This window comes from Haloferula sp. A504, from assembly GCF_044385805.1.
In the GTDB taxonomy this organism is placed as follows: domain Bacteria; phylum Verrucomicrobiota; class Verrucomicrobiia; order Verrucomicrobiales; family Akkermansiaceae; genus Haloferula.
Window position 1 is genome coordinate 138,751 of the sequence record NZ_JBISBU010000004.1, and the last position, 23,940, is coordinate 162,690.

Here is a 23,940-nt window from a genome sequence, read left to right on the forward strand (position 1 = left end):
CAGCTGCGACCGTTTGGCCTGCGAAGCGGAGGCTGGAGATTGCGGCAATCACGTCATCCCGTGACTTGGCATCAAGTGCCGCACCGTCCATCCTCAAAGCGCTTCGTGGACAGGATCAGCAATATTTCGGCCTATCGCTTTGCGCCACTGGATGACTTGCCGAGGTTGAGAACCCGGCTTCTGAGGCTCTGCAGGGATCAGGATCTGAAGGGAACGATCCTTCTCGCCCCGGAGGGGATCAACCTCTTCGTGGCGGGTCGGCACAATGCGGTCGAGGAACTCGTGTATGCGATCCGGACGATCCCCGGTCTCCGGGACCTGCAACCGAAGTACAGCGAGAGCGACGAGCAGCCGTTCACGCGGATGCTGGTTCGCTTGAAGAAGGAGATCATCGCCTTCGGAGTCGAGGGCATCGACCCCGCCCGCCACACCTCGCCCCGGATCAAGCCGCGCGAGCTCAAGCAGTGGTTGGACGAGGGCCGCGACTTCGTGCTGCTCGACACCCGCAACGACTACGAGGTGAAGCTGGGGACCTTTGAAGCGGCGAGGGTGATCGGGATCGATCACTTCCGGGATTTTCCGGAGGCGGCCGACGGGCTTCCCGGCGACCTGCGCGACAAGCCGGTCGTGACCTTTTGCACCGGGGGCATCCGCTGCGAGAAGGCGGCCCCGATGATGGAGAAACTGGGATTCAAGGAGGTCTATCAGCTCGACGGCGGGATCCTGAAGTATTTCGAGGAGGTCGGAGGGGAGCACTACCACGGCGAGTGCTTCGTCTTCGACCATCGCGTCGGACTCGACCCGGCCTTGCGTGAGAGTGACTCGGTGGTTTGCTTCGCCTGCCAGACTCCGCTCACGGCCGAGGAGTCGGCGGATCCGCGCTACGTGCCGAACGAGTCGTGCCCCTACTGTCACAAGCCCGATGAGGTGAAACGGCGGGAGCGGATCGTGGCGATGCAGGCGAAGCTGGACCGGCTCGCCGGGAGTTGCCCGGGTTCGACGCCCGAGGATTCTCGGAAGCCGATCCGGATTCCGGGTCGTTGCGACCGGATGGCGTTGATCGAGGCGCTGGTTGCGATTCTTCCGCACTCCGATCCCGGGGATTGGCAGCACATGATCGACCAGGGCCGGGTGCTTGGACCGGATGGCGGGCCTGCCGCGGCGGATCGCCGCGTGCGTGCGGGCGAGGAATACCTCCGCCTGAAGCCCCAGGAGATCGAACCACCGGTGGACGGACGGATCCGTCTGATTGACGAGGATGAGGCCCTGATCGTCATCGACAAGCCGGCACCGCTTCCGATGCATCCCTGCGGGCGCTTCCGGAGGAACACGATGGAGCACTTCCTGCGCCTGGCCTGGCATCCCGAAGTCCCGAGGGCGCTGCATCGTCTGGACGCCAATACCACCGGCGTGGTGGTCTGTGCCCGGACGCGGCATTTTGCCAAGCAGGTCCAGCCACAGTTTTCCGGCGGGGGGATCCGGAAGGAGTATATGGCGCTGGTGACGGGCGAGCCGGCGCGGGACCGCTTCGTGCTGGATGCGCCGATTGCGGCGGAGCCGGGACCGGTTGGCCTGAGGGGCGTTGATTTCGAGAAAGGCCTGACCGCCGAGACCGAGGTCGAAGTGATCGAGCGCCGGGGCGACGGCACCAGCCTGGTCCGGGTGCGTCCCCGAACCGGGAGGACCAATCAGATCCGGATCCACCTGTGGCACGCCGGGCATGCGATTGTCGGCGATCCCGCCTATCTGCCGAATGGCGGGACGGGGAGAATCCAGACCCTCGGGCCCGGCGCCCCCCCGATGTGCCTCCATTCCCGGCGATTCGAGCTCCGACACCCGATCCACGGCGGACACGTCGCCTTCGAGGCCCCGGATCCGGCTTGGTCCCTCGTCCCGGTGAACCCCTGAGTTTCTCGGACCTCGCGGCGAATCGCCCTTCACCTTCGTCCAAGGCGGTGCTAAGGGACGCCGGTGACGTTGGAAGAAGCGAGACGGATTCTGGGTGTCGATCCCGAAGAGGATCCGGCAAGCCGTCTCGAGGAGTTCGAGGAGGCTCGTGATCGTCTCGCCGACCTCGTTCGCCACGCGCCCAACGACACCATCGCCCTCCGCTACCAGGGAGGGCTTCAGGATTTCGACCGGGCACTGGCGGCGGTCCGCGAGGAGGTCGCCCGGCAAAAGGAGAAAAAGGTCGAGGCCATGATGGCGCTGGTGCCGGGCTCGGTCAGCGGTCGGAACATCAACTCCAAGAGGGAGGGCTTCATCGATGAACCGGTGCCGCCTGCGCATCCCGTTCACAAGATCACGCCGGCACCGAAGGCCCCGCCTTCCCCCGCGACCACGGAGCCGGCCCCTCCCGAGGCGGCCCCGGTGAAGCCTTCCGCAGCGGCTGAGAAAGACTCCGGAGGTGGAGCCCGGGTGCGTTATCTCGTCTATGCGATCCTGCTGATGCTCGTCGGCGGAGCCGGCGGGGGCTGGTTGTATTTTCACATGGAGGCCGAGCGGCGGGTCCAACGCGAGCAGCAGGCCGCCTTTCTGGAGGGGCTCGGTGCCAAGCTGGTCGAAGGCCGGCGATGGCCGGAGGCCAAGCAGGCATACCAGCGGATCGAGGCACTCGATCCCGGCTCCGAGATTGCGGCCTACGGCAGGCGGAGCATCGAAGTCGGCATGCGTGAGGAGCAGGAGCAGTTCGTCGGCTACTGGTCCGGGGAAGCCCTCGCGGCCTTCGAGGCGGGCCGTCTGGATGATGCCCGTGAGGCGGCCGACAAGGTGCTTGGCAGGTATCCGGGCGAGAAGGGGGTGCTGGAACTCAAGGAGCGCATCGAGACGGCGCGGCGGTTGCAGGTGCGGGAGAAGGGGACGGAACGGGTGCGGTCGGCTATCGAGTCCCGGGAGTGGGAGGAGGCGGGGGTGGCCCTTGATCAACTGCGAAGCGACCTGCCCGGCGACGAAATTCTGAGGGTCCTCGAAAAGGAGATCGATGATGCCAGGGAGCAGCAGCAGCAGGAATTCCGCCGCGCGCGGGAACTGACCTCGGCCGCGCGACTGCGTGACCAGGGGAAGTTCGATTCACAGGTGCTCGATTGGATGCGTGAAGCCATTGCGCTGGCCCCCGAGGACGAGGAGATCCAGGCCTTCTACGAGAAGGTGGCTTCCTACAGCCGGACGCTCCGGGTGCCGCAGGACGTCCCCAGCCTGGAAGAGGCCCTCGAAAGATGCCGCGACCGGGACCGGGTGGTGCTCGGGGAAGGAACGTTTCCGGGGGGGCTTTCGATCGATGTCGCCATCCAGCTCGAGGGAGCGGGCGAGGGGAAGACGATCCTCACCGCGAAAGCCGGGGAATCGCCGGTGCTGACCTTCGGCCCGAATGCCAAGGGTGCCACCGCGATCGGGCTGGTATTCCAGAAGGAGGGCTTCGACCCGTCCGACACCCGGTATCCGGCGGTGCAGCTCCGGGGCGCGGAGGTGTCGTTTTCGGATTGTCGCTTCGAGTCGGCGTCCGGCCACGGACTTGAAGTGATCGAGGGAGGTGTGGCCGAGGCGGTCCGCTGCCTGTTCAAGGGCAACGGGTGGGACGGTGCCGCCGCTCATGGGAAGGGCAGCCGCCTGAACGTCAGGGAATCCACCGCCGAGTCGAACTTCGGGCATGGCTTCGAAGTCTGGGACGGGGCCGGGGCGGTGCTGAAGGACTCGACTTCGAAGCGCAACAGCCGGGCCGGGATCCTCGTCGACGCGGCATCCGAGGGGATCGAGATTTCAGGCAACGAAATCTTCGGGAACCGTGAATACGGCATCGTTCTGGCTGCCGGGGCTTCCGGTCGTGTGACCGAGAATTCCTGCTACGGCAACCTGCGGGGAGGCATGGTGGTTCGGTTTTCGGCCATCAGCATGGTGGTCGAGGGCAACCGGATGGAGGAAAACTCCGGGCCGGGGTTGATTCTCGAGCAGGGACTCCGCAAGGACATCTACACCAACAACGTCACCCGCGGGAACAACTCCGGCAATCTGGTGTCGGACGTCAGCTTCGACTCGGACGAATGAGCGCCGCCCGGGGCTTTCCCGTCACCGTCGTCAAGGTTCCCCGATCAGATCAACGGCGAGGAGTTCGACCACCTCCGGGTCGAGGAGAAAGGGGTTCGCTTCCTGGCTCACCCGGCCGTAGCAGATCGTGGTCGGCCCCCGGGTGACTTTGGCGACGCTCAGTGTCATCAACTCGGGACCGGCCGGTTCGCCTTCGGCGTCGAAGGTCTGCACCGTCAGCGTGATTTCCAGGTCGGGGTCCGCGAGGGCCTGGTCGGCGCCGCTCTGGCCGACCGGCAGCCAGGCCACGGCCTTGAGGTCGAGGATGTTCGCGAGGAGGTTCCGCGCCCGCTCCTTGGAAAGCCGGTCGGTGACGTCCTCGCTGCCGAGTCGCGCGCGCCAGCTTTCGGCGTTGAAGTCGGTGAAGAGGACCAGTTCCTTCGACCCCTTCTGCCGCCGCACGAAACTGTTCACGTTCACTTCCGAGATCTTCCAGACCAGGGGAGGGCGCCAGTCCCGGGTGCGGGTGGGGATCAGACCCAGCATCGCCGGGTCGAGCCGGACCACCGTGGTGCTTCCTCCGCGGATCGCGTAGAGGTTGCCTTCCGGGTCGTGGCCGAAGCTCAGGGTCAGCTTGCTTCCATCGAAGCCGAGAAAGCGCAGGAGCAGGAAGGGGCTCTCAAGACCGTAGCGACCGAGGTCGGTGGCGGAGTCGGAGACGAACTCGAGCACCTGTCCTTCGTTGACGGCCTGGAGCAGCGAGAACAGGGCCGTCTCCGAGGGCCGGTGCAGCCGGCCGTCGAGCATGACCGAAAAGCGATCCTCGGGGCCATTTCGGCGGACGAGGATGTCATCGCCGATCGCGGGCGAAATCAGGATGCCGGCGAGACCCCTCGGGGTGATCGACGCGAGGGTCGGGTCGCGCAGCTCGTTGACCGACATCGGCAGGTCCGAGATCGAGGGCACGGACTTCTCGGCGAGGTCGGCGGACCGGGGAGTGAGGGGCAAGCGGAACACCGCACCGGGGCGGTCGCTGACGGTTGCCAGCACGCTCGACGCCGACTCCGACTCGGGCGGGTAAATTTCGAGCAGGGTTTCCTGCTCCTGGCCGAACCGGAGGAGCGCGATCTGATCCAGCGTCTCCGGATCGGTGCCCGGGAGTGTGACGGCCGACCGCGAAAGCACCTCGGTCGCCTCGAGGTCGTAGAGTCCCTGCAGAAGCTCAACCACCGCCTCGCGCCGGGATTTCAATTCGAGCGGCTTGACGATGCCGAAGGTCTGGTCCGGTCGCTCCCGCGAAAGCCGCAGCTCTCCCGAGCGGTTGCGGATCCGGATCGATTGGATCGTCTGCGGCTGGAAGAGGAAGGGGTGGTGGTCCCGCAGGCGCTTGAAGCCGTCACCCAGCACGGTGTGGATGTTCCAGGGATCGGTGCAGGCGTAGAGGAAGTCCTTGCGGCTCTTGTCGCGGGGTTGGAGGAAGATGGTGGGAAAGGTCTCACCGGTTTCCGGGTCCGTCCCGACCCATGCCGTGCGATGGCCGATCATGAACTTCGCCAGCGGGTCATCCTCCGCGTCCGCCAGGCGGACCCCGATCTGGCCGTCCTCGAATCCCAGGTTCAAGCTCTCGACCTTGTTCCTGGGAATGGCACCCTCGACCCGGGTGCCGAGGGTGAAGGAGAACAGGGCCTGGATGACCCGGGGATCCACGCGGTCCTTCCAGGGTGAGATCACTTCCCAGCCGTCGGGACCCCGTCGGCAGATGGCGCTGACCCCGTTTCCCGCGAGCTGCATCTCGACCACCTCGTTCGGATCGAAATCGTAGAGGTGGTCGCCGATCTTCGAGGCCGGGGCTCCGAAGACGCGTGTGAGATCACCGTCGGCGAGACGCAGACCGGTCAGGCCGGCCGCGATGCAGGCGGCCAGTCCGAGCAAGACGGTGGCAAGAACGGAACGCATGGACTCAGGCTCGTCGCGCCGACCACACCGAGGCGCCGATCAGCAGCAGCAGGGCGGGAAGGATCACGAGATTGAGACGGTTGATGTAGGTGATCTGGGGCTCCAGAAGCGGCAGGCGGTAGCGCGGAATGTTGCGGGCGGATTCGCCGGCGAGCGCCTCGCGGCCGACGAGCCAGTTCGAGCAACTCGCCAGCAGGTCGAGGTTGGCCTTGCGCACGTTGTCCGGTCGCATGAAGGCGGAATTGCCCAGCACGATCATGCGCGAGACCCTGCCGGCGGTGCGATCGTCGGTGGCGTTGCCGCGCAGCACGGCCGCCGCGAGTGGAACCGGCGCCGCCAGATCCTCCTCGGGATTGAACTCGACGCTCTCCGCGGGAAAGTCCGTCTCGCCCCAGAAGCGCGGATCCGCTTCGACCAGCGTGAAGGGTTGAATCCGGCGGTTGAGCAGGTCCTCGGCGCCTTCCCGGACCTCGAGGGCCCGCGTAACCCCCTCGAAGCCGGTGGTCTTCTCCCACAGATCGCGGGTGAACTCCATGCCCTCGGTGAAGCCGGCGGTGACCGAGGTGCGGACGAGTCCGTCGATCTCGCTCACCACGTGTTCGCTGCGCGGCGTGACCCCGTGCTCCCGCAGGAATGCCCGCAGCCTGCGGGGTGGATCGTGGGTTCCCACGGTGACAAGAATGGCCGCGCGCGGCCGTGACCAGTAATCTTCCAGGACCTGGATTTCCTCGCTGGTGAAATCGTAGGCGGCGTCGATGACCGCAATCGCCTCGATGTCGTCGGGCACCCTCTCGACACCGGCGAAGGGAACGCGCTCCGGCAGAATGTTCTGCGACAGCAGGTTCGACGCGAAGACGGTCCACAGTCCTTCGTTCTCCGTGCTCGTCAGGTCGCTCTTGTCGGCGAGGACCCACATTTTCCGCCGCCTTCCCTCGATCGCCTCCACGAGACCGGCGCGCATCGCATCTTCACCGAGGAATGCGCGAACCTTGCGCTGCTGGTTGGCGTCGGTCTCGAAGACCAGCATGTCCTCGATTTTGGCGACATGGACGTGGGGACTCCGGCCTTGGTCTCCGGTCGAACTCCTCTCTTCGGGCGCCCGCGCGTCGATGATCACCATGTCCTGGCTGAAGACGAGGCCATACTCGGCCGAGAGCGACTCGGCGACATCATTGGCCCGGATCGGGTCGACGAGTCGCAGCCGGATCTTGCCACCGGACAGTCGCGCGTATTCTTCGGCGAGCGGGCGGATCCGATCATAGAAGGGCGAGTCGGCGCGAAAGGCCACGATCAGGTCGATGGCTTGCTCCCGGTTGCGCACGGCGTCCGATTCCAGGTAGCGGCGGGTCGAGCCCGCCAGGGTGAAGCCCAGGTTGTCGCTGAGATCGATCGGTCGCGAGTGCCGGGAGCCGAGGAAATTCACGGCCAGGAAGAGGCAGATCACGAACACGACCTGGAGCACCGACAGGAAGCCGGTGCCCGGGCGGCGGGACGGCGGGTGAACCGTTTTGGATTCGGGATCGCTCATCGTTTCCAGCGCCGGTAGTCGACGACGTGATAGGTGAGGAAGAGGACGGTGCCTGCGAGGGTAAGGTAGTAGAGGACCGGCCGGGAATCAATCCAGCCCCGGGCGAAGAAGGCCAGGTGCTCCTGGCAGGAGATGTGCCGGAACAGGCCCGCACCGCGGAAGGCACCCCCCCAGATCACCGGCACGTAGCCGAGGAAGAAGATCAGCATCAGCAGGCAGAGGGTCAGGAGGCCGGCGATGATCTGGCTCGATGTCAGCGACGAGGCCAGACAGCCGATGGCCGTGAAGGCGGCCCCCATCAGGAACAGGATCAGGTAGGTGCCGATCAGTTCTCCGGGCGTCCATCCCTCGGGCAGCTCGGCGACCCAGTGGAAGATCTGGAACTGGAAGACCGTGGGCACCCACATCAGGACGTAGAAGATCAGGGCGGCCCCGTATTTCGACAGGACGACCTGTCCGGTCTTCACCGGCGCGGTGAGCAGGGTCTCCAGCGTGCCGCTCCGCTCTTCCTCGGCGAAGGTCCGCATCGTGATCAGCGGGAAGATGAAGAGGAACCAGAACCAGAAGACCGGCGAGTGGAAGGTCGCGAAGACCAGGCTGTGCTGGGACGGGCTCTCGGTGAAGCCCTTCATCGAGGTCGAGATCCCGATGCCGTTGAAAAACACGACCAGCGCGATCATCACCCACCCGAAGGGGTTGTGGAAGTAGCCTTTCAGCTCCTTTCGGAGAAGGATGAGAAGGGTGCGCATGGGGTGTGTTCGGATAGCGTCGCCGGGCGGGCCGCCTGCTTAGGCCATCGGCGCGGAGCGGCCAAGCGCCAAGTCAGAGCCCGGACTACTGCTCCGTCCAGATTGAAGTGATGGATCCGTGGGAGGATGCAGGTCGTGGAGGTGATTCAGGCATCGTCGCTCGGACCGATCACGGGCAAGCACCGGGAGGGCCTGCCCGGGGCGGGCGCCACCCAGTCGATCAATCACGATGACCCGTTGGCGACGACTCCATCCATCCGTTCAAGTTGGACAAAGCACTACGGCGACAGGCGCTCGATTTTCCAGTTCTCGCCCGACCGGGTGTAGAGAAAGCGGTCATGCAGCCGCGCGGGCCCTCCCTGCCAGAATTCGACCGTGCTTGGCACCACCCGGTAGCCGCCCCAGAAGGAGGGCAGGGGAATCTCGCCGTGGGCGAACTTGTCCTTCAGCTCGTTGAGCTTCTGCATCAGCAGCTTGCGCGAGGAAATCACCGAGCTCTGGCAGGAGACCCAGGCACCCAGCCGCGACTCCCGGGGCCGGCTGGCAAAGTAGCGCAGCGACTCCGCGGAACTGATCTTCTCGGCCCGGCCCTGGATGATGACCTGGCGCTCGAGCGTGACCCACGGGAACATCAGCGAAACCCGGGGGTTGCCGGCGATGTGGGCCGACTTGCGGCTTTCGTAGTTGGTGAAAAACACGAAGCCGGAAACGTCGAAATACTTCAGCAGCACCGTGCGCAGCAGCGGCATGCCGCCCTCGTCGACCGTGGCGAGGGACATCGCGTTGGGTTCGGGGATGCCGAGCTCCACGGCCTGATTGAACCATGAGCCGAACTGCTCGACCGGCTCGGCCGCCAGATCCTCACGATGCAGTCCGCGGTCGCTGTATTCCTTTCGAAACTCGGACAAGTCCATGCGCCCTTCGTAGCTCGGCTGGGTGATATCCCAATGCCAAAGATGACGTCATACAAAAAAGGCGCTCCGGATTTCCCGAAGCACCTTTTCCCAGATCGACAATCTTGACAGGATTCAGGGACGAGTGCCCGTCAGTCGCCCGAATAGCGCACCGGCGGGTGCATTGGTCTTCGGCACTCGCACAGTGATCGTGTCTACCGCGCTACCATTCTCCTCGACGGTCACTGTAACACCGTTGCCATCGGCGGGAGAACTGATCGCTCCGATTGGGACAATATTCGCTCCAGAGAAGTCCAAATCGGCAACCCACTGGAATGTCGCCGTGGTGACACTCTCTGACTCATCGCTCCGGTTGAAGGTGAAGATGAAGTCGCTGTTGTCAGTCGATGCGGTCGGTAGAATCGATGGATCGACGGCAAGAGGGTCACCACCGAGGATGAATTCGAGCACGTTCGCAATACCGTCGCCGCTGCCTCCATTCTCGGCATCATCTTCTGCGCCGTTGTTTGACGGGGTAAGACCCTTGGAGTCTGCCCAAGTATCATACGGATCGGCGGTGCCTAGCGTGAACGCGGTCGTGTCGAACGGCACAAGGCTCGCACCATCGCTTGCGAGCGTCCAGTTGCCAGCCACATCACCGATCAGCGGCAGGTAGCCTGCAAAAGTTGGCGAAATCGACCGGCCTGCGGAATAGACGCCACCATCCGTACTGTCCGGAAGGAGGACGGCCGTCGTGCCTGACGTTAGTCCGGTTCCGGTGAGGTTTGGAGCGCCCTCGCTCGAGATCAGGGCAACGAACGAGGTGACGGTACGGAAGTCGCTCCCTTGATAGGCGTAGAGGGTGTCGCCGGAGGTGGAGAGAGCCACCTGACTGTCTTCCACAGCGGCGACACCGATGTTGGTGGAGATGGTCGCGGAGCTTCCGGGCTCATCGATGAGGACGATGGTGCCGGACGGAACCCCACCAATGGGGCTGGTCCAGCGAATGGTGCCCTCATTCGAGTCGACGAAGCCTCCTCCCGCACCAACCGCCCCACCATCCCATTCGTCGTCGGTGAAGAAGATCACCTGACCTGCATCGATGTCCTGAAGAGCGACGAAAGCAAGATTGTCGCCACCGTCGGAGTTGAATCCTGTGAAGGCAATCGAGCCAGGCGAGAGGTTCGGTGTGATCACCGTGTCGCCGTCGTCCTGTACCGTGACGGTGGACGTGTCGCCCACGTAGCCGGTTGCAGATGCCGCAAGGGTGACCACAATATCCCCATCCACTTCCAGGTCGTCCGCTGCGGTGATTGGGAAGGTCGCACTCGGGTCGTTTGCGAGAATCGTGACAGTCGCTGGCACGATGGCCTCGGTGGTGTCGCCGGAGGTCAGCGTCACGATGAGATCGTTCGTGGGGGCGGGAGTGGCAGTCACGGTTCCAGTGGAAGCGGTTCCGGCGGTGTTCTCGGTGAACGAGGTAGGGGATGCACTAAGGGTGAGGATGGGCTGCGTGCAGAAGGCCGAGCCGTCGACCTTGGTTCCCGGCGAAAGCTGAGCCCCGCCGCTTCCGACCACGAAAGAGTGATCTGTGTACGGACCCGGCGTGGCGTCGGATTCGAGATTGACCGAGTCGAGGGCGGTGGGTGCGAATGGACTGTCATAGCTGCAGGTCATGACGACCGCCGCGGTGTTGTCTTGGATGGTCAGGGTATCGGCCGGGTTGAGGGAGAGCGATCCCGTCGAGGCTGCAACCGCTTGCGTGCCATCGATGCCGGTAGTTGTCGGCGGGAGCTCGTCAAACACAAGAATCGCACAATCGGTGCCCAGGATGGTTCCAGGTGCGAAGGTGTGTCGGAGGCTGCTCTCGTCCGAAATCGTCCATCCGGAAATGTCCAAGGGGGACCCCGAGGTGTTCACAAGCTCAATGAACTCATCGGCGCCATTGGCGATTCCGTCGCCGTTGAGATCGAGATCGAAATTGTTGGGGTAAATCTCGTTGATGATCAGGTCTGCGTTGTCCGCGAAGTCGTCGTTCACCGTGAGGTCAGCAGTCCCGTCGAAAAAGCCCACTCCCGCAGCTGTGAAGGTCACCGTTTGCGGGCCATCGAATATGGAGTCGTCCACAGCGGTCACGGTCACATCCACAGTGTCTTCGCCGACCAGAAAATCGGCGGTGAGTGGAACGGTGGCCTCACCGGTGTCATTCGATGTGAGCGTGACCGTGGCGGCCGAGGTAGTTGGTCCATCGCGGAAGACCGAAAGCGTGGTGGAGCCGCCGCTTTCCGAGATTTCGAAGTCAGTCAGAAATAAAAACAATTGCACCGGGGCAGCGCCGCCGGTCGTAAAGGGTGTCGAATCGAACGGAAGGCTTGCCTCTCCGTCGGAGTCCTCGGTGGTCCAGTTGAAAGGGTCCGCGATCAGCGGAATGTAATCCGCGAACGTGGCCTGCCCGCTCCGAGCCCCTGAATACTCACCCCCATCTGGATTGCCGAATGTGGTGAAAGTGAATGCGGTTGTCCCCTCGGTAAGGCCAGAACCGGTCAGATCTCCGAAGTTGCCGGCCTCATTGGCGACTGCCGCGAGAAAGGTGGTGACCGTTGTGTCATTGGGACCCTCAAAGGCGAAGATGGCATCACCGCCAGCGGCCAAATTCATGCCTCCGGTTCCGTCGACCAACGTGCCAAGGCTCGCCGTCAAAGTGCTCGAACTCGCCGTATCCGTGAACACGACCACGGTGCCGGCCGGAGTCGGAGAGGGGTCACTCGTCCAAGAAATCGCTCCTTCGCCCGTATTCAGCCCTCCTGCCCCGTCGGACTCGTTGTCGGTGAAGTGGATCGTGGTGCTCGGGGGAATGTCCACCAAGGCCACAATCGCAAAGTCGTCGTCGCCGTCCACGTTGAATCCGGTAAACGCAATGTCGCCGGGATTGAGTGCGTGGGTTGCTTGAAAACCAAATGCTGCGAAAACAAGTGCGGGGAGCGTCCTCATGGGAATGTCTGGTTCTGGGTAATCTGTGCGACGGCGAAGCCGTTCAGGCGCGAAACCGTTACTGGAGTAGCTAGCAGGCTTCATGCCGCCAAGCGCCGTTAGAGACATTCTGGTGACCTTATTGCCACAAAAATCCGGTCAATTGAGGGTTGTACCGGGATTGCAGGACGATTTTTCTTGAGTGTTACGAATCTTTCGGTAAATACTGAAAGTATGAAAATCGGGGTGGATAAATTGCAGGCAGCCCGCGATGAATTTGTCGGCCAGTGGGGCGCGCTTGGCACGCAGTGGGGCATCAACCGCACGATGGCGCAGATCCACGCCCTGCTGATCACCGCGCCGGAGCCGATGAGCACCGACGACGTGATGGAGGCGCTCGAGGTCAGCCGGGGAAACGCCCACACCAACCTCAAGGAACTGGTCGCCTGGGGCTTGGTCCGGAGCGTGGTCAAGAAGGGTCAGCGGAGGGAGTTTTTCGAGGCGGACAAGGATGTCTGGCACATTTTCACCACCGTGGCCCGGGAGCGGAAACGCCGCGAGATCGAGCCGGCGATCCACGTGTTGAGCAAGTGCGCGAAGGAGACCGAGGACATCGGGAGCAAGGAGGGAAAGGATTTTCACGAACAGATGCGGGAACTCGAGGAGTTCGTCGCCTTTGCCTCGAAGGTCGCCGACAAGATCTCCGGCATGAAGCACGGCTTCGCCGTGCAGCTGGCTGCAAAGCTCTTGAAATGATTTTTCTTCTCGCGCCGTATTTCATTTTTTCCTGAAACACCCGAAAATACTGTCCAACACGTCATGACCAACAACACCGTGGTGATCTTTGGAGCGAACGGATTTCTCGGCCGCTATCTGTGTCAGCACTACTGCCGCAGGGGCAGGGAGGTCGTTGCGGTGGGGCGCCGTCAGGCCGGGCTTCCGCCCGACGTGATGTTTCTGGACTGGGATGGTCGATCCCTCGGACCGTGGGCGCTGGCGCTGGAAGGGGCGGCGCTGGTGATCAATCTGGCCGGAAGGAGCGTGAACTGTCGCTACGATGAGGCGAATCGCCGCGAGATCATGGACTCGCGGGTCGGGACAACGGCGCTGATCGGGCAGGCGGTCCGCAACTGCAAGGTGCCGCCGAGGGTGTGGATGAACGCCAGCACGGCGACCTGGTATCGCCACGCCACGGATCGTCCGCAGGATGAATGCAGCGGCGAACCGGGGGAGGGGTTTTCCTGCGAGGTCGCACGCGCCTGGGAGCAGGGTTTCTTCGACTCGGTGGTCCCGGCCGCGACCCGCAAGCTTGCCCTGCGGATCGGGATGGTTCTGGCGAACGAGGAGGACTCGGTCTTCGACCGGATTTCGGGCCTGGTGCGCAAGGGGCTCGGGGGAACCATGGGACGCGGCGACCAGCGGGTGAGCTGGATCCACATGGAGGACTTCATCGCCGCGCTCGAGTTGCTGGAGTCGAATCCGCTGGCGGATGGCGTTTTCAACCTCACCGCTCCGGAGGCTCCCTCCAACCGGGAGTGGATGCGGCGGTTTCGCGAGGTGCTGGCCGTTCCGGTCGGGCTGCCCGCCGCCAGCTGGATGCTGGAGGTCGGGGCGAAGATCATGGGAACCGAGACCGAGCTGGTGACCAAGAGCCGGTGGGTCCGGCCGCGACGACTCGAAGAAATGGGTTTCCTCTGGCGCTTTCCCGCGGTCGGTCCGGCACTGCTCGATCTGCGGGAGCGGCGGGGGATGGCCGGGTTTTTCGAGGTGCCGGTCAAGCGCGCCGTCGGTTCCCGGGCGTGGACGGTTCGCCGCGGACTGCGACCGGCATGAATTGGCACAAGGATTTCTTTGTCGTGGAATCTGACTGGGCTATGATTCCGCCGCACGGATGAGCCAAGCTGCCTCCACACCGAGACGCACGCGCGCGCCGCAGGTTCTGCTCCTGCTGGCGTCGCTGATCGTCGTGGTCGCGGGCTTGAAGGCGGCGCAGGGCTTCTTCGTCCCGATCCTGCTGTCGTTCTTCATCGCGACCATCAGTTTCCCGATCACCAACTGGCTGCGCAATCACCGGGTGCCGCGGGCCATCGCCGTGCTGCTCACCGTGCTGGTGGATTTCGCCTTCCTGGCGGGCATCGTGCTGCTGGTGTTCTCGGCGATCGGCGATCTGCAGACGAAGTGGAAGGGGGAGTATGCCCCGCGGGTGATCGAGAAGCTCGAGACGGCGGTGGATTCGCTCGAAGAGGCGGAGAACAAGCTGCGGGCCTGGTCGCTGCCCGGCGGAGCCGCGGTGCCGGAAGGCGAGGTCGAGGTGCCCCCGCGGGCGATCCCGGTGGAGCCGCCGCCCGAGCCTGTGGAGGGGGTCGAACTCGACGAGCCGCAGCCGGTCAGCAAGGCGGCCGAGGTTCTCATTGGACAACTTGAGGAACTCAGCTTCGCCCAGTTCTGGAACGTCGGCACCGATGTGGTGGGACGGGTGGTGAAGTTCTTCGGAACCTCGCTGATCGTCATCATCCTGACCATTTTCATGCTCACCGAGGCCCGCATGTTCGGGCGGCGCATGGACGCGATATGCGAGGCCCGCGGGCCGAACATCCAGCGGATGCTCAGCGCGTTGAAGGACACCCAGCGCTACCTCGGCATCAAGACCGGGGTGAGCCTCGTCACCGGCGTGATGGCCGGTGCGTTGTGCTGGGCCGCCGGACTCGATTTCTGGCCCCTGTGGGGCACGCTGGCCTTTGCCTTGAACTACATCCCGGTGGTCGGATCGTTCATCGCCGGGGTCCCGCCGACGATCCTGGCCCTGCTGATGATGGGGCCCCCGGAGGCGGTGGCGGTCGGTGGCGGCTATTTCCTGATCAACACCTTCCTCGGCAATGTCGTGGAGCCGATGCTGATGGGGCGCCGCTTCGGACTGTCGACGCTGGTCGTCCTGACCTCGGTCATTTTCTGGGGCTGGCTGTGGGGGCCGATCGGCATGCTGTTGGCGGTGCCGTTGACGATGATGGTCAAGGTGCTCCTGGACAACAGCGTCGAGTTCCGCTGGATCGCCGTGGCGGTCGGCAAGGAGACGCACCGGCCCAAGGAGGAAAAGCGCATCCTCACCGAGGTGAAGACCGACGGGGACGAGGGCGACCTGCCGGCCGAGGAAACCGCGGATGCGGTCGGGCGGTCGTAGTTTTTCCGCTCGCGTGGGCGGGGCATCCGGACTTGGTTCGGGCAGTCGCATGAATCGATTTCAGAAGTTGGCCTTCGCGGCCCTCGTCTCGGTGCTGGTGCTTCTTTTTGCGGGTGCCATCGTCCGGGTCACGGGCGCCGGCCTGGGTTGTCCCGACTGGCCCACCTGCTGGGGATGCCTGATCCCGCCGTGGAAGGTCGAACAGGTCGATCTCTCGAAGATCGACTTCGAGAAATTCCAGAAGAAGGCGGAGCGGCTCGGGCGCGATCCGGGGAGCGTCACCCCGGAGTCCCTTCTCGAATCGTTCAACGCCCGCCACGTCTGGACCGAGTTCACCAACCGCCTGCTGGCCCTGCCTGTCGGCCTGCTCTCGGTGGTCACCCTGATCGCGGCCTTCGGACGCCCGCGGGACCAGCGGATCGTCGTCTTCACCGCCTTCGTTTCGGTGCTGCTGGTGCTGATCAATGCCTGGATGGGGGCCAAGGTCGTTTACAGCGGACTCAAGCCCGGGGTGCTCACGACCCACATGGCGCTGGCCATGCTGCTGGTGGCGGTGCTCGCCTTCACCGTGTGGCGCGGCACCGACCGGCCGCTGCGGCTGCCCCTCGAAAAGGCGAAGCGCTCCGGCCTGTGGTGGCTGGTGGCCTCGCTCTTCGTGCTGGTGGTGATCGAGGGCATCATGGGCACGCAGATCCGGGAAATGACCGACGAGATGGCCAAGAGCCACGAGGGCGAGCCGCGCTCCGAATGGATCGGCGAACTCGAGCAGACCACGGTCTATCTCATGCACCGCTCGTTTTCGTGGGTGATCTTCGCCCTGACCCTGTTCGCGTATTTCAAGGGGAGGCGCGCCACGGCGGGGAACGAGGGCCGGGCGGCCCGTCTGGTTCTCGCCATGGTCGTCGTCCAGATGATCCTCGGCGTGATCATGGCGCAGGTCCACATCTACGCGGCGGTGCAGGTCCTGCATGTGGGCCTGGCAGGAATTCTGCTGGCAGGCGTGGTCTTCTGGCTCTGCCAATGCTCGCGCCCGACGCTCACGACAGCGTGACGCAGGCGGGCATTGACGGCTCCGCCGGTGAATGGATAATTCCGCTCCCGGCGGCGCAAAACCGTCGGATTCCACCTCCCGTGCCGCACGAAAGCGGACGGAACATCGCCGCTCGTGCGGCAACTACCAACAAGCATCATGACCACCATCGCCATCAACGGCTTCGGCCGAATCGGACGCCTCGTCTTCCGCGCGCTCGTCGAGCAGGGACACCTCGGGACGAAATTCAACGTCGTCGCCGTGAACGACCTCGTGCCCGCCGACAACCTCGCCTACCTCCTGAAGTATGACTCCACGCAGGGCCGCTTCACCGGCACCGTCGAGTCGAAGAAATCCTCCGCCGACCTCCCCGAGGACGATCTGCTGGTCGTCAACGGCCACGAGATCAAGGTGCTGGGCGTCCGCGAAGGTCCCTCTGCCATGCCGTGGAAGGAACTCGGGGTCGACGTGGTGCTCGAGTGCACCGGCCTGTTCACCGCCGAAGAGGCCGCCCAGGGGCACCTCGACCAGGGCGCCAAGAAGGTGATCCTTTCCGCACCGGGCAAGGGCGACGGCGTTGCCACCATCGTCCAGGGCGTCAACGACGACGCCTACGATCCGGCCAAGCACCACATCATCTCGAACGCGAGCTGCACCACCAACTGCCTCGCTCCCGTTGTCCACGTGCTCCTCAAGGAGGGCTTCGGCATCGACGAGGGCCTGATGACCACCGTGCACGCCTACACCGCGACCCAGAAGGTCGTCGACGGTCCCTCGAAGAAGGACTGGAAGGGCGGTCGCACCGCGGCAATGAACATCATCCCGTCGGGCACCGGTGCCGCCAAGGCCGTCGGCCTCGCCATTCCCGCCGTGAAGGGCAAGCTTACCGGCATGGCCTTCCGCGTGCCGGTGCCGACCGTGTCGGCCGTCGACCTCACCGTGAAGACCGAGAAGGCGACCTCCTACAAGGAGATCTGCGAGGCGATGAAGAAGGCCTCAGAGACCTACCTCAAGGGCATCCTCGCCTACACCGAGGACGAGGTTGTTTCCTCCGACTTCATCCACGACGCGCACTCGTCGATCTTCGACGCCGGCTCCGGCATCGAGCTCAACGAGAAGTTCTTCAAGCTCGTCAGCTGGTACGACAACGAGTGGGGCTACTCGAACCGCGTCATCGACCTGATGAACGACATCGTCGAAAAGGGCATCTGAGCCCGGGGTCCGAATCGTTTCAACACCCGCACCGGAGTCTCCGGTGCGGGTGTTTTCATTTGTGGCGGGCGAACGAATGGCGAATCACCCAAATACCCGAATACCCAATGCAAACCCGAAACGGCAAGGTTGGGTGCCGTCCACTCACCCGCCTGTCGCCGCGACCTTCGGCTTCGGACCTTCGTCATTCCTTCGTGCTTGGGTAATTGGGCATTTCGTCATTCCCGCGAACTCGAATTCGTGACACATCAGGGATAGCAATGTCCATGCAAGCACGGCCGCAGTTCGAAGAGCTCGACTATCGTGAGACACCGCTCGGCGAGCTGATCCTGCGTCGGCGTACCCTGCTGCCGCTGGACAACCTGGAGGTCCACGAGGTCATCCTCGGCGATGCCTACCTGATGACGAGCCTGTTCACCGAGGTGGAACGCGCGCTTTCCCGCCTGGGTCTCGACGCGGCGGCGGAGGCGCATCCGGGTGAGGGTGCGCTGGACGTGGTGGTGGGCGGACTCGGTCTCGGCTACACCGCCCGCGAGGCGCTGGATCATCCCTCGCTGGGTTCGCTGGTCGTGGTGGACTACCTCGCGCCGGTGATCGAGTGGCACGAGAAGGGTCTCGTCCCGCTGGGCCCGGGACTGGTGGAGGATTCACGTTGCCGGTTCCGTCACGGCGACTTCTTCGAACTGGCTCTGGGCGACGGCTTCGACCCCGCCACGCCCGGTCGCCGATTTCATGCGGTACTGCTGGATGTGGATCATTCGCCCTCGAAGCTGCTGCATGAGCGCCATGCGGCGTTCTACGCGGCGTCGGGCCTGCGCCGGTTGGCGGACAAGCTTCATCCGGGCGGGGTCTTCGCCCTGTGGTCGGACGATCCGCCCGAGGATCCCTTCATGACCGCGCTCGCAGAGGTCTTCGCCAGTTGCGATGCCGAGGTGGTGACCTTCCCCAATCCGCATCAGGAACGCGAAGCCGCCAGCACGGTCTATGTCGCTCGCAAGGCAGGCGAAGGTGATACGTGAGTGGATGTGGCCGGGCCTTCCAGGCCCGTCGCCAAATTTGCTGGGAGGACTGGCAACGGGGCTGGAAGCCCCGGCCACGGTCCGAGCGTCTCACCATCGTCAAGGCAGCAGCCGGACCCGGTAGAAGCGGCGGGTGCCCTCGATGGCGACTGGGTGGGAGAGCGAGAGGTCCAGCGGACCCGCGGTGACCTCGGCTTCGGGCACCGGCGTCCAGTTGTCCGGACCGAGATCCGGTGAGGACTCGATCTGGTAACGGCAGCCCGGGAAGCAGTTCCAGGTGATCTGGTGTCCGCCCGTTCCGGGAGCAAAGCCGGTGGTCACGAAGTCGATCCGCGGATCGAGGCGGTCGTAGAGGCCGTCGGCGTTCTCGTCGCGCAGCGCCTCGACCGGGATGCCGAGGAACTCGTCGGGATCGAGGTTGTCGTCGTTGATGACCGGGGCCGGCGCCTGCGAGGCAAGCAGGCCACCGTCGGGAGACTGGTAGGCGAGCGCGGCGAGGTGGACGGTGGCGGGCACGGTGCCGAAGGCATCGACGAGATCGATGGTGGCCTCCATCTGCCCGCCGCGGGATCCGCGGATCATGGTGGTCCCGACGTTCCCTGCATTCGACCACACGATGTAGTCATTGTCGCCCTCGGCCCCGATGAAGGGCGAGTCGGCCGGAAGCGCGGTCAAGCCGGCCTTGGCCCACGGGGCCGGTTGGTTGGCGGTGGCTTCCAATGACGAGCCGACGAGGATGTGATGGTCGTTCCCAAACTCACCCGGGGCCCAGGTGGCGAGGTACAGGGTGCTGCCCCGGACCGCGGCGTAGAGGGTCATCCCGGGATCGGAGAGCAGGTAACCGGGAAAGTCGGCGAAGCCGTCCATGATGAAGGGCAGGGGACCGGTTGCGGCGGTGGTGGTCGCGGTGACGGTCGCCGAGGGCGCCGAATCGCCGCCGGAATTGCGGGCGACCACGTGGTAGTCGTAGCTCGTCAGGGGTGCCAGACCCTGGTCCAGAAACCCGGAACCAGCCGCGCTTCCGATGGGGTGGCCGTCGCGGTAAAGGACGTAGCTGGTGGCGCCGTCGACGTCGTTCCAGTCGAGCCGGACCGAGGTGGCTTCCTCTTCGATGACCACCAGACCGTCGGGAATCGCGGGCGGATCGACCGGTTCGCCGCCGCCGTCGTCCTCGACGAAGACGTGCTGGATCTCGGACTTGTGGATGTTTCCGAGTTGGTCCTCGGCCTCGATGTGGTAGTCGAGGAGTTTGCCGCGGAAATCGGGGACCTCGGCGTCGGTGATCCTGGCAAAATAGTAGTCGGCCAACTCCGGGGGCGTGATGAAGTAGTTGATCTCGCCATGGTTGGCTGCAGCGTTGAGCGAGCCCTGGTCGTTCGGTAGCACGCGCCGGGTCATCGGAATGGTGATCCACGATCCCACCTCACTTCCGCCGGAGTAGGTCTCGTTGTCCACCGTGGCCATAGAGTTGATGCCGTCGCCGTCGACCCGCACCTTGAGTTCGACCCGCTCGACGCCGGAGAGGTCGTAGGCGTGGGTCCAGACGTAGAATTCCGACGGCATCTCCTTGAGGTAGCGTTCGTCGCCTCCGGGGATCCGGTTGAACCAGCCGAAGGTGTGGGCGCCCGGATTGTAGGGGAAGCGCTGGGGCTTGAGGACGCTTGGCGGCGTCCGGTCCTGCGCCCGGCGTTCGGGGGTCATGAAGGGCTGCAGCTTCTCGATCGTGCGGGTAGTGGCCAGCGCCGCCTTGACCTCGTCGTCGTTGCCCAGCCCGCCGTAGTAGTTGAAGCCGGAGTCGAGCCCGCCGAGGTAGATGTGCCAGGCCAACTCCACGTCGTTGGGGTTCGTCCAGCTTCCGTCCCAGTCGTAGGGTGCCTGGATCTTCCAGGCTTCCACGCTGCCGCCCTCGTCCTCCAGCACCTGCTCGGCGGTCTCGCACCAGTTGGCTCCGGTGATGACCGGTGCCCAGGCCCAGAACTTGAGCGCGAAGCCGGGCGACTCGAGCTCGGCGATGGTGCCCGGATAGCGCTTGGCAGGGTCGCCGCCGAGGGGCGGCTCGATCCACTTCAGGAAATAGGGGGAACCGTAGTCGTCGGTCGGGAAGATCCAGGCCCCGTCCTCGATGTGCACCGTTCCGGCGGCCGCGCCGTGGGCATTGACGAAATCCTGCACCGCCGTGGGCGTGTAGCCCGACTCGAAGAATTGTTTGGTGGCGTTCATCCACGAATCGTTGCCGCCACCCCAGGCGTTGTCGCCGTCGGTCGTCGGCATCACCAGCGCGGGGCGCGCCGGGTCGGTGGCGTGGGGGGCGATGTGGTCGTTGATGTTGCCGACCCCGGCATTCGAATAGCCGTACTGGTAGGACAGCACGTCGTCCGATGGCACCGCGATCATCGACTTGGTGTTGCCGGTCTCGGGATCGACATATTCCACCCGGTGCAGCTGGTAGGCGAAGGGCGAGACATTCCAGGCGGCATTGCCCGGATTGGGCTCGGCCCGCCACCAGCCGGTCGTCGGCGAGGGTCCCAGAAGGTCGGCACGGTTGGGTGGGCTGCTGTTGATGTTGTACTGGTCGTTGCCCAGGTCGAACTGATTGAAGTAGGTCGGGCAGGTTCGCGAAAGGTGATGGCTCGCGACGATGCTCCAGTCGTAACCTTCATCGACCAGCACATCCACGAGGTGGCGTGAGAAGGCCATTTCGGTGGGGAAGAAGCCCTTCGAATGATCCGAGAGGTCGCTGTTGCCGCCCCAGGCCTTCCACCACGCCTGTTTGAAGATCCGCAGTTCCTTGCGGAAGACCTCCTTGGGGAGGAGCGGGGCCAGCGAGTGGTGGTAGGTGAAGCCAACCAGATCAAGTCGACGGGATCCGGATGGAGTCGTCCAGTTGCGGGCGGTGCGGTTGCCGTCCCACCAGCCCGGGCCATACGACAGGTGCCCGCCGGCCCCGAGCTGCCGGACGTTGTCGATGAGCGATCCCGAGTAGGAAACGCAGAAGGCCGCGCCGGGTGCGTTCTCCAGCGAGGCGCGCGGGCCGTTCTGGTAGGCCACCACACGGTCGGCCTTGCCGAAGATTTCACCGAGATTGTTCTCGGGGTGCTGCGAGGGGCTTCCGGCATAGCCGCGCAGGGGCTTCAGGGTGATCGAGTCCCACGCGTACTCGACCCGGTTGGTCTCGCCGCCATTGGTGTTCCACTCGGGCCAGTAGAGCGGCTGGTGGTTGTGCCACATCCGCGAAATGAACACGGTCTGCCCGGGACTCAAGCCGACGGTGGCGAGAGCGATGAGAGCGATCGGACGAATCATGGGTTTTGACGGTCCGCATGGGCGCGGATTCTCAATGATAAACGGAATGGAACCGGATTCGGTTTACGCAGAATCCAGGGCGGCACCTCAGCGATCCCCGAGGCTCATCCGCACCCGCTCGACCTCGTCAGAAAGCTCGCCCCAGCGGGAATAGGCCTTCTCCAGCTTCTCGGTGACCTGCTGCACGGCGCTTCCCGTCTGCTGGAGCTTGTCCGGATCCATGGCCACCTCATCGCTGGAAAGGGCCGCCGTCAGGGTGGCCTGCGCGCCCTCGAGCTCGGCGATCGCGGACTCCAGCGACTCCAGCTCGCTTTCCAATGGCTTGAGCACCGACGAGCGCTTCTGGCGCAGTTCCGCCTCCCGGCGCCTTTCCTCCTTGCGGTTGGCCGGCGCGGCGGAGGCCGGTTTGTCGGCGGACGGCGGACGCTTGGCGGCCGGCTCCGGGGACTCCTCGGCGGTCTTGTCGAGGTAGTAGGTGATGTTTCCGGCGAAAAGCCGGGGGGGCTCGCCCGGACGGAACTCGAGGGTTTTCGACACCAACGGATCGAGGAAGGAGCGGTTGTGCGAGACGATCAGCACCGTGCCCTCGTAGTCGATGAGGGCGTTCTGGAGGACCTCCTGGCTCTGGACATCGAGGTGGTTGGTCGGCTCGTCGAGGATCAGGAAGTTGGCGGGCTGGACCAGCATCCGGACCAGCGCGACCCGCGACCGTTCGCCTCCCGAGAGCACTCCGACCTTCTTGAACACGTCGTCGCCGCGGAACAGGAAGCAGCCGAGGATGTTCCGGCACTGCATGGCGGCCTCGCGGGTGGCCGTTTCCTCGACGGTTTCGAGCACCGTTTTTTCCGGGTCGAGTTCGTCGGCGTGGTTCTGGGAAAAGAAGGACGCCCGGACCTTCTGGCCGAAGGCGTGCTCGCCGGAGCTGGGCGCCTCCTGGCCGGTGATCAGGCGGCAGAAGGTCGACTTGCCCGCGCCGTTGGGTCCGACGATCGCGAACTTTTCGCCGCGGTTGATCTCGAAATCGAAACCGCGGAACACGGTGAGATTGCCGTAGGTCTTGGTGGCCCCCTCCAGCTTCGCCACCAGATGCCCGGATGCCGGCGGCTGCGGGAAGCGGAAGTTCATCACGGCATCGTCCTGCTCGGGCGGCGGGATGAACTCGACCTTATCGAGCTGCTTGATCCGCGACTGCACCTGCGAGGCCTTGTTGGCCTGGGCGCGGAAGCGATTGATGAAGCGCTTGGTCTCCTCGATCTCGCGCTGCTGGGTCTCGTAGCGGCGGCGGTGGATCTCTTTCCGGTGGACCGACTCCTTGAGGTAGTAGGAGTAGTTGCCGGCGTATTCCTCGGCCCTCCCGTGGTGGAATGCGATGGTCCGCGTGCACAGCGCGTCGAGCAGCGCGAGGTCGTGGGAAATGATCAGGATCGCGCCCGGATAGGCGTGAAGATACTGCTCGACCCATCGCTGCGAATCGATGTCGAGGTGGTTGGTCGGCTCGTCGAGAAGCAGGGCCTCCGGCTCCTGGAGAAAGAGTTTCGCCATCGCGATCCGCATTTGCCAACCGCCGGAGAACTCACCGCAATCCCGGGCGAAATCCGAACGCTTGAAGCCGAGTCCTTGAAGAACCGACTCGACCTTGGGCTTCATGCGTGACGGGTCGGAGGCCTCGAGTCGCAATTCGAGCCCTCCGATCTCCTCGAGCAACTCGGCATACGGCGAGGAGCGGGGATCGAGCTTGGTGAGTTCGCCGGACAGGCGGTCGATCCGTGACTGGAGTTCAAGCGTCTCGCCGAAGGCCGAGAGCGTCTCGTCCCACAGGCTGCGGCCGGTGACGTGGATGCCTTCCTGCGGCAGGTAGCCGACGCGGAAGTGCTTGGGCGCGGTAATGAGCCCGCCGGAGGGTTCGATCACCCGGGCGATGCACTTCATCAGGGTCGACTTGCCCGCACCGTTGGGGCCGGCGAAGGCGATGCGTTCCCGCGGTTGAACCGCGAACGAAAGGTCGCTGAAGAGGACGCGGGCACCGTATTCCACGCGGAGGTTCTGGATCGAAAGCATCGGCGGGCGCGGAGAATGCATGCC

General features: G+C 64.5%; 15 protein-coding genes. 8 read left to right on the top strand and 7 right to left on the bottom strand.

The annotated features are described in order from the left end of the window. The first annotated feature begins 105 nt into the window (after positions 1-105). Both ACG2LG_RS03555 and ACG2LG_RS03560 read left to right on the top strand, forming a co-directional pair. Positions 106-1,908, top strand: a complete 1,803-nt coding sequence (locus ACG2LG_RS03555; protein ID WP_396256364.1) for a sulfurtransferase — start codon at positions 106-108, stop codon at positions 1,906-1,908. Between the two features lie 63 nt (positions 1,909-1,971). Continuing rightward, positions 1,972-4,041, top strand: coding sequence for a right-handed parallel beta-helix repeat-containing protein (locus ACG2LG_RS03560; RefSeq protein ID WP_396256366.1), 2,070 nt, complete (start codon positions 1,972-1,974; stop codon positions 4,039-4,041). Positions 4,042-4,071: 30 nt separating this feature from the next. Here the strand turns inward: ACG2LG_RS03560 and ACG2LG_RS03565 are convergent, their stop codons facing one another. From ACG2LG_RS03565 to ACG2LG_RS03585, 5 genes are all read right to left on the bottom strand, one after another. Beyond that, positions 4,072-5,976 (bottom strand): DUF4340 domain-containing protein, encoded by a 1,905-nt coding sequence (locus ACG2LG_RS03565; protein WP_396256368.1) that lies wholly within the window; start codon positions 5,974-5,976, stop codon positions 4,072-4,074. A 4-nt stretch (positions 5,977-5,980) separates the two neighbouring features. Next, positions 5,981-7,504 carry a hypothetical protein gene (locus ACG2LG_RS03570; RefSeq protein WP_396256370.1) on the bottom strand — a complete coding sequence of 508 codons (1,524 nt, stop codon included), beginning with the start codon at positions 7,502-7,504 and terminating at the stop codon, positions 5,981-5,983. Then, on the bottom strand, positions 7,501-8,253 hold the full coding sequence (locus ACG2LG_RS03575) for an ABC transporter permease (RefSeq protein WP_396256372.1): 753 nt from the start codon (positions 8,251-8,253) through the stop codon (positions 7,501-7,503). Before ACG2LG_RS03575 ends, ACG2LG_RS03570 begins: the two co-directional genes overlap by 4 nt. A 278-nt stretch (positions 8,254-8,531) precedes the next feature. Then, positions 8,532-9,167, bottom strand: coding sequence for a pyridoxamine 5'-phosphate oxidase (gene pdxH / locus ACG2LG_RS03580; protein ID WP_396256374.1), 636 nt, complete (start codon positions 9,165-9,167; stop codon positions 8,532-8,534). 114 nt (positions 9,168-9,281) lie between these two features. After that, complete coding sequence (locus ACG2LG_RS03585) at positions 9,282-12,137, bottom strand: lamin tail domain-containing protein (protein WP_396256376.1); 2,856 nt, start codon at positions 12,135-12,137, stop codon at positions 9,282-9,284. A 213-nt stretch (positions 12,138-12,350) separates the two neighbouring features. Between ACG2LG_RS03585 and ACG2LG_RS03590 the strand changes: the two genes are divergently transcribed. From ACG2LG_RS03590 to ACG2LG_RS03615, 6 genes are all read left to right on the top strand, one after another. Next, positions 12,351-12,872: a GbsR/MarR family transcriptional regulator gene (locus ACG2LG_RS03590; protein WP_396256378.1), complete on the top strand. Its 522-nt coding sequence runs from the start codon at positions 12,351-12,353 to the stop codon at positions 12,870-12,872. Positions 12,873-12,935: 63 nt separating this feature from the next. Further along, positions 12,936-13,949 (top strand): epimerase, encoded by a 1,014-nt coding sequence (locus tag ACG2LG_RS03595; protein WP_396256380.1) that lies wholly within the window; start codon positions 12,936-12,938, stop codon positions 13,947-13,949. Positions 13,950-14,007: 58 nt separating this feature from the next. Continuing rightward, entirely contained in the window at positions 14,008-15,294 is a 1,287-nt protein-coding gene (locus ACG2LG_RS03600) for an AI-2E family transporter (RefSeq protein WP_396256382.1), read from the top strand. Positions 15,295-15,343: 49 nt separating this feature from the next. Next, a complete protein-coding gene (locus ACG2LG_RS03605; RefSeq protein WP_396256385.1) occupies positions 15,344-16,345 on the top strand; it encodes a heme A synthase in 1,002 nt (333 codons plus the stop codon). Positions 16,346-16,483: 138 nt separating this feature from the next. After that, the gene (gene gap, locus ACG2LG_RS03610; RefSeq protein WP_396256387.1) at positions 16,484-17,536 is read left to right on the top strand and encodes a type I glyceraldehyde-3-phosphate dehydrogenase; all 1,053 of its coding nucleotides are present in this window, start codon (positions 16,484-16,486) and stop codon (positions 17,534-17,536) included. A 266-nt stretch (positions 17,537-17,802) separates the two neighbouring features. Then, a complete protein-coding gene (locus tag ACG2LG_RS03615; protein ID WP_396256423.1) occupies positions 17,803-18,555 on the top strand; it encodes a spermidine synthase in 753 nt (250 codons plus the stop codon). A gap of 99 nt (positions 18,556-18,654) precedes the next feature. Here the strand turns inward: ACG2LG_RS03615 and ACG2LG_RS03620 are convergent, their stop codons facing one another. Next, positions 18,655-21,858, bottom strand: coding sequence for a hypothetical protein (locus ACG2LG_RS03620; protein ID WP_396256389.1), 3,204 nt, complete (start codon positions 21,856-21,858; stop codon positions 18,655-18,657). 87 nt (positions 21,859-21,945) lie between these two features. After that, positions 21,946-23,937, bottom strand: coding sequence for an ABC-F family ATP-binding cassette domain-containing protein (locus tag ACG2LG_RS03625; protein ID WP_396256391.1), 1,992 nt, complete (start codon positions 23,935-23,937; stop codon positions 21,946-21,948). Between the last annotated feature and the right edge of the window lie 3 nt (positions 23,938-23,940).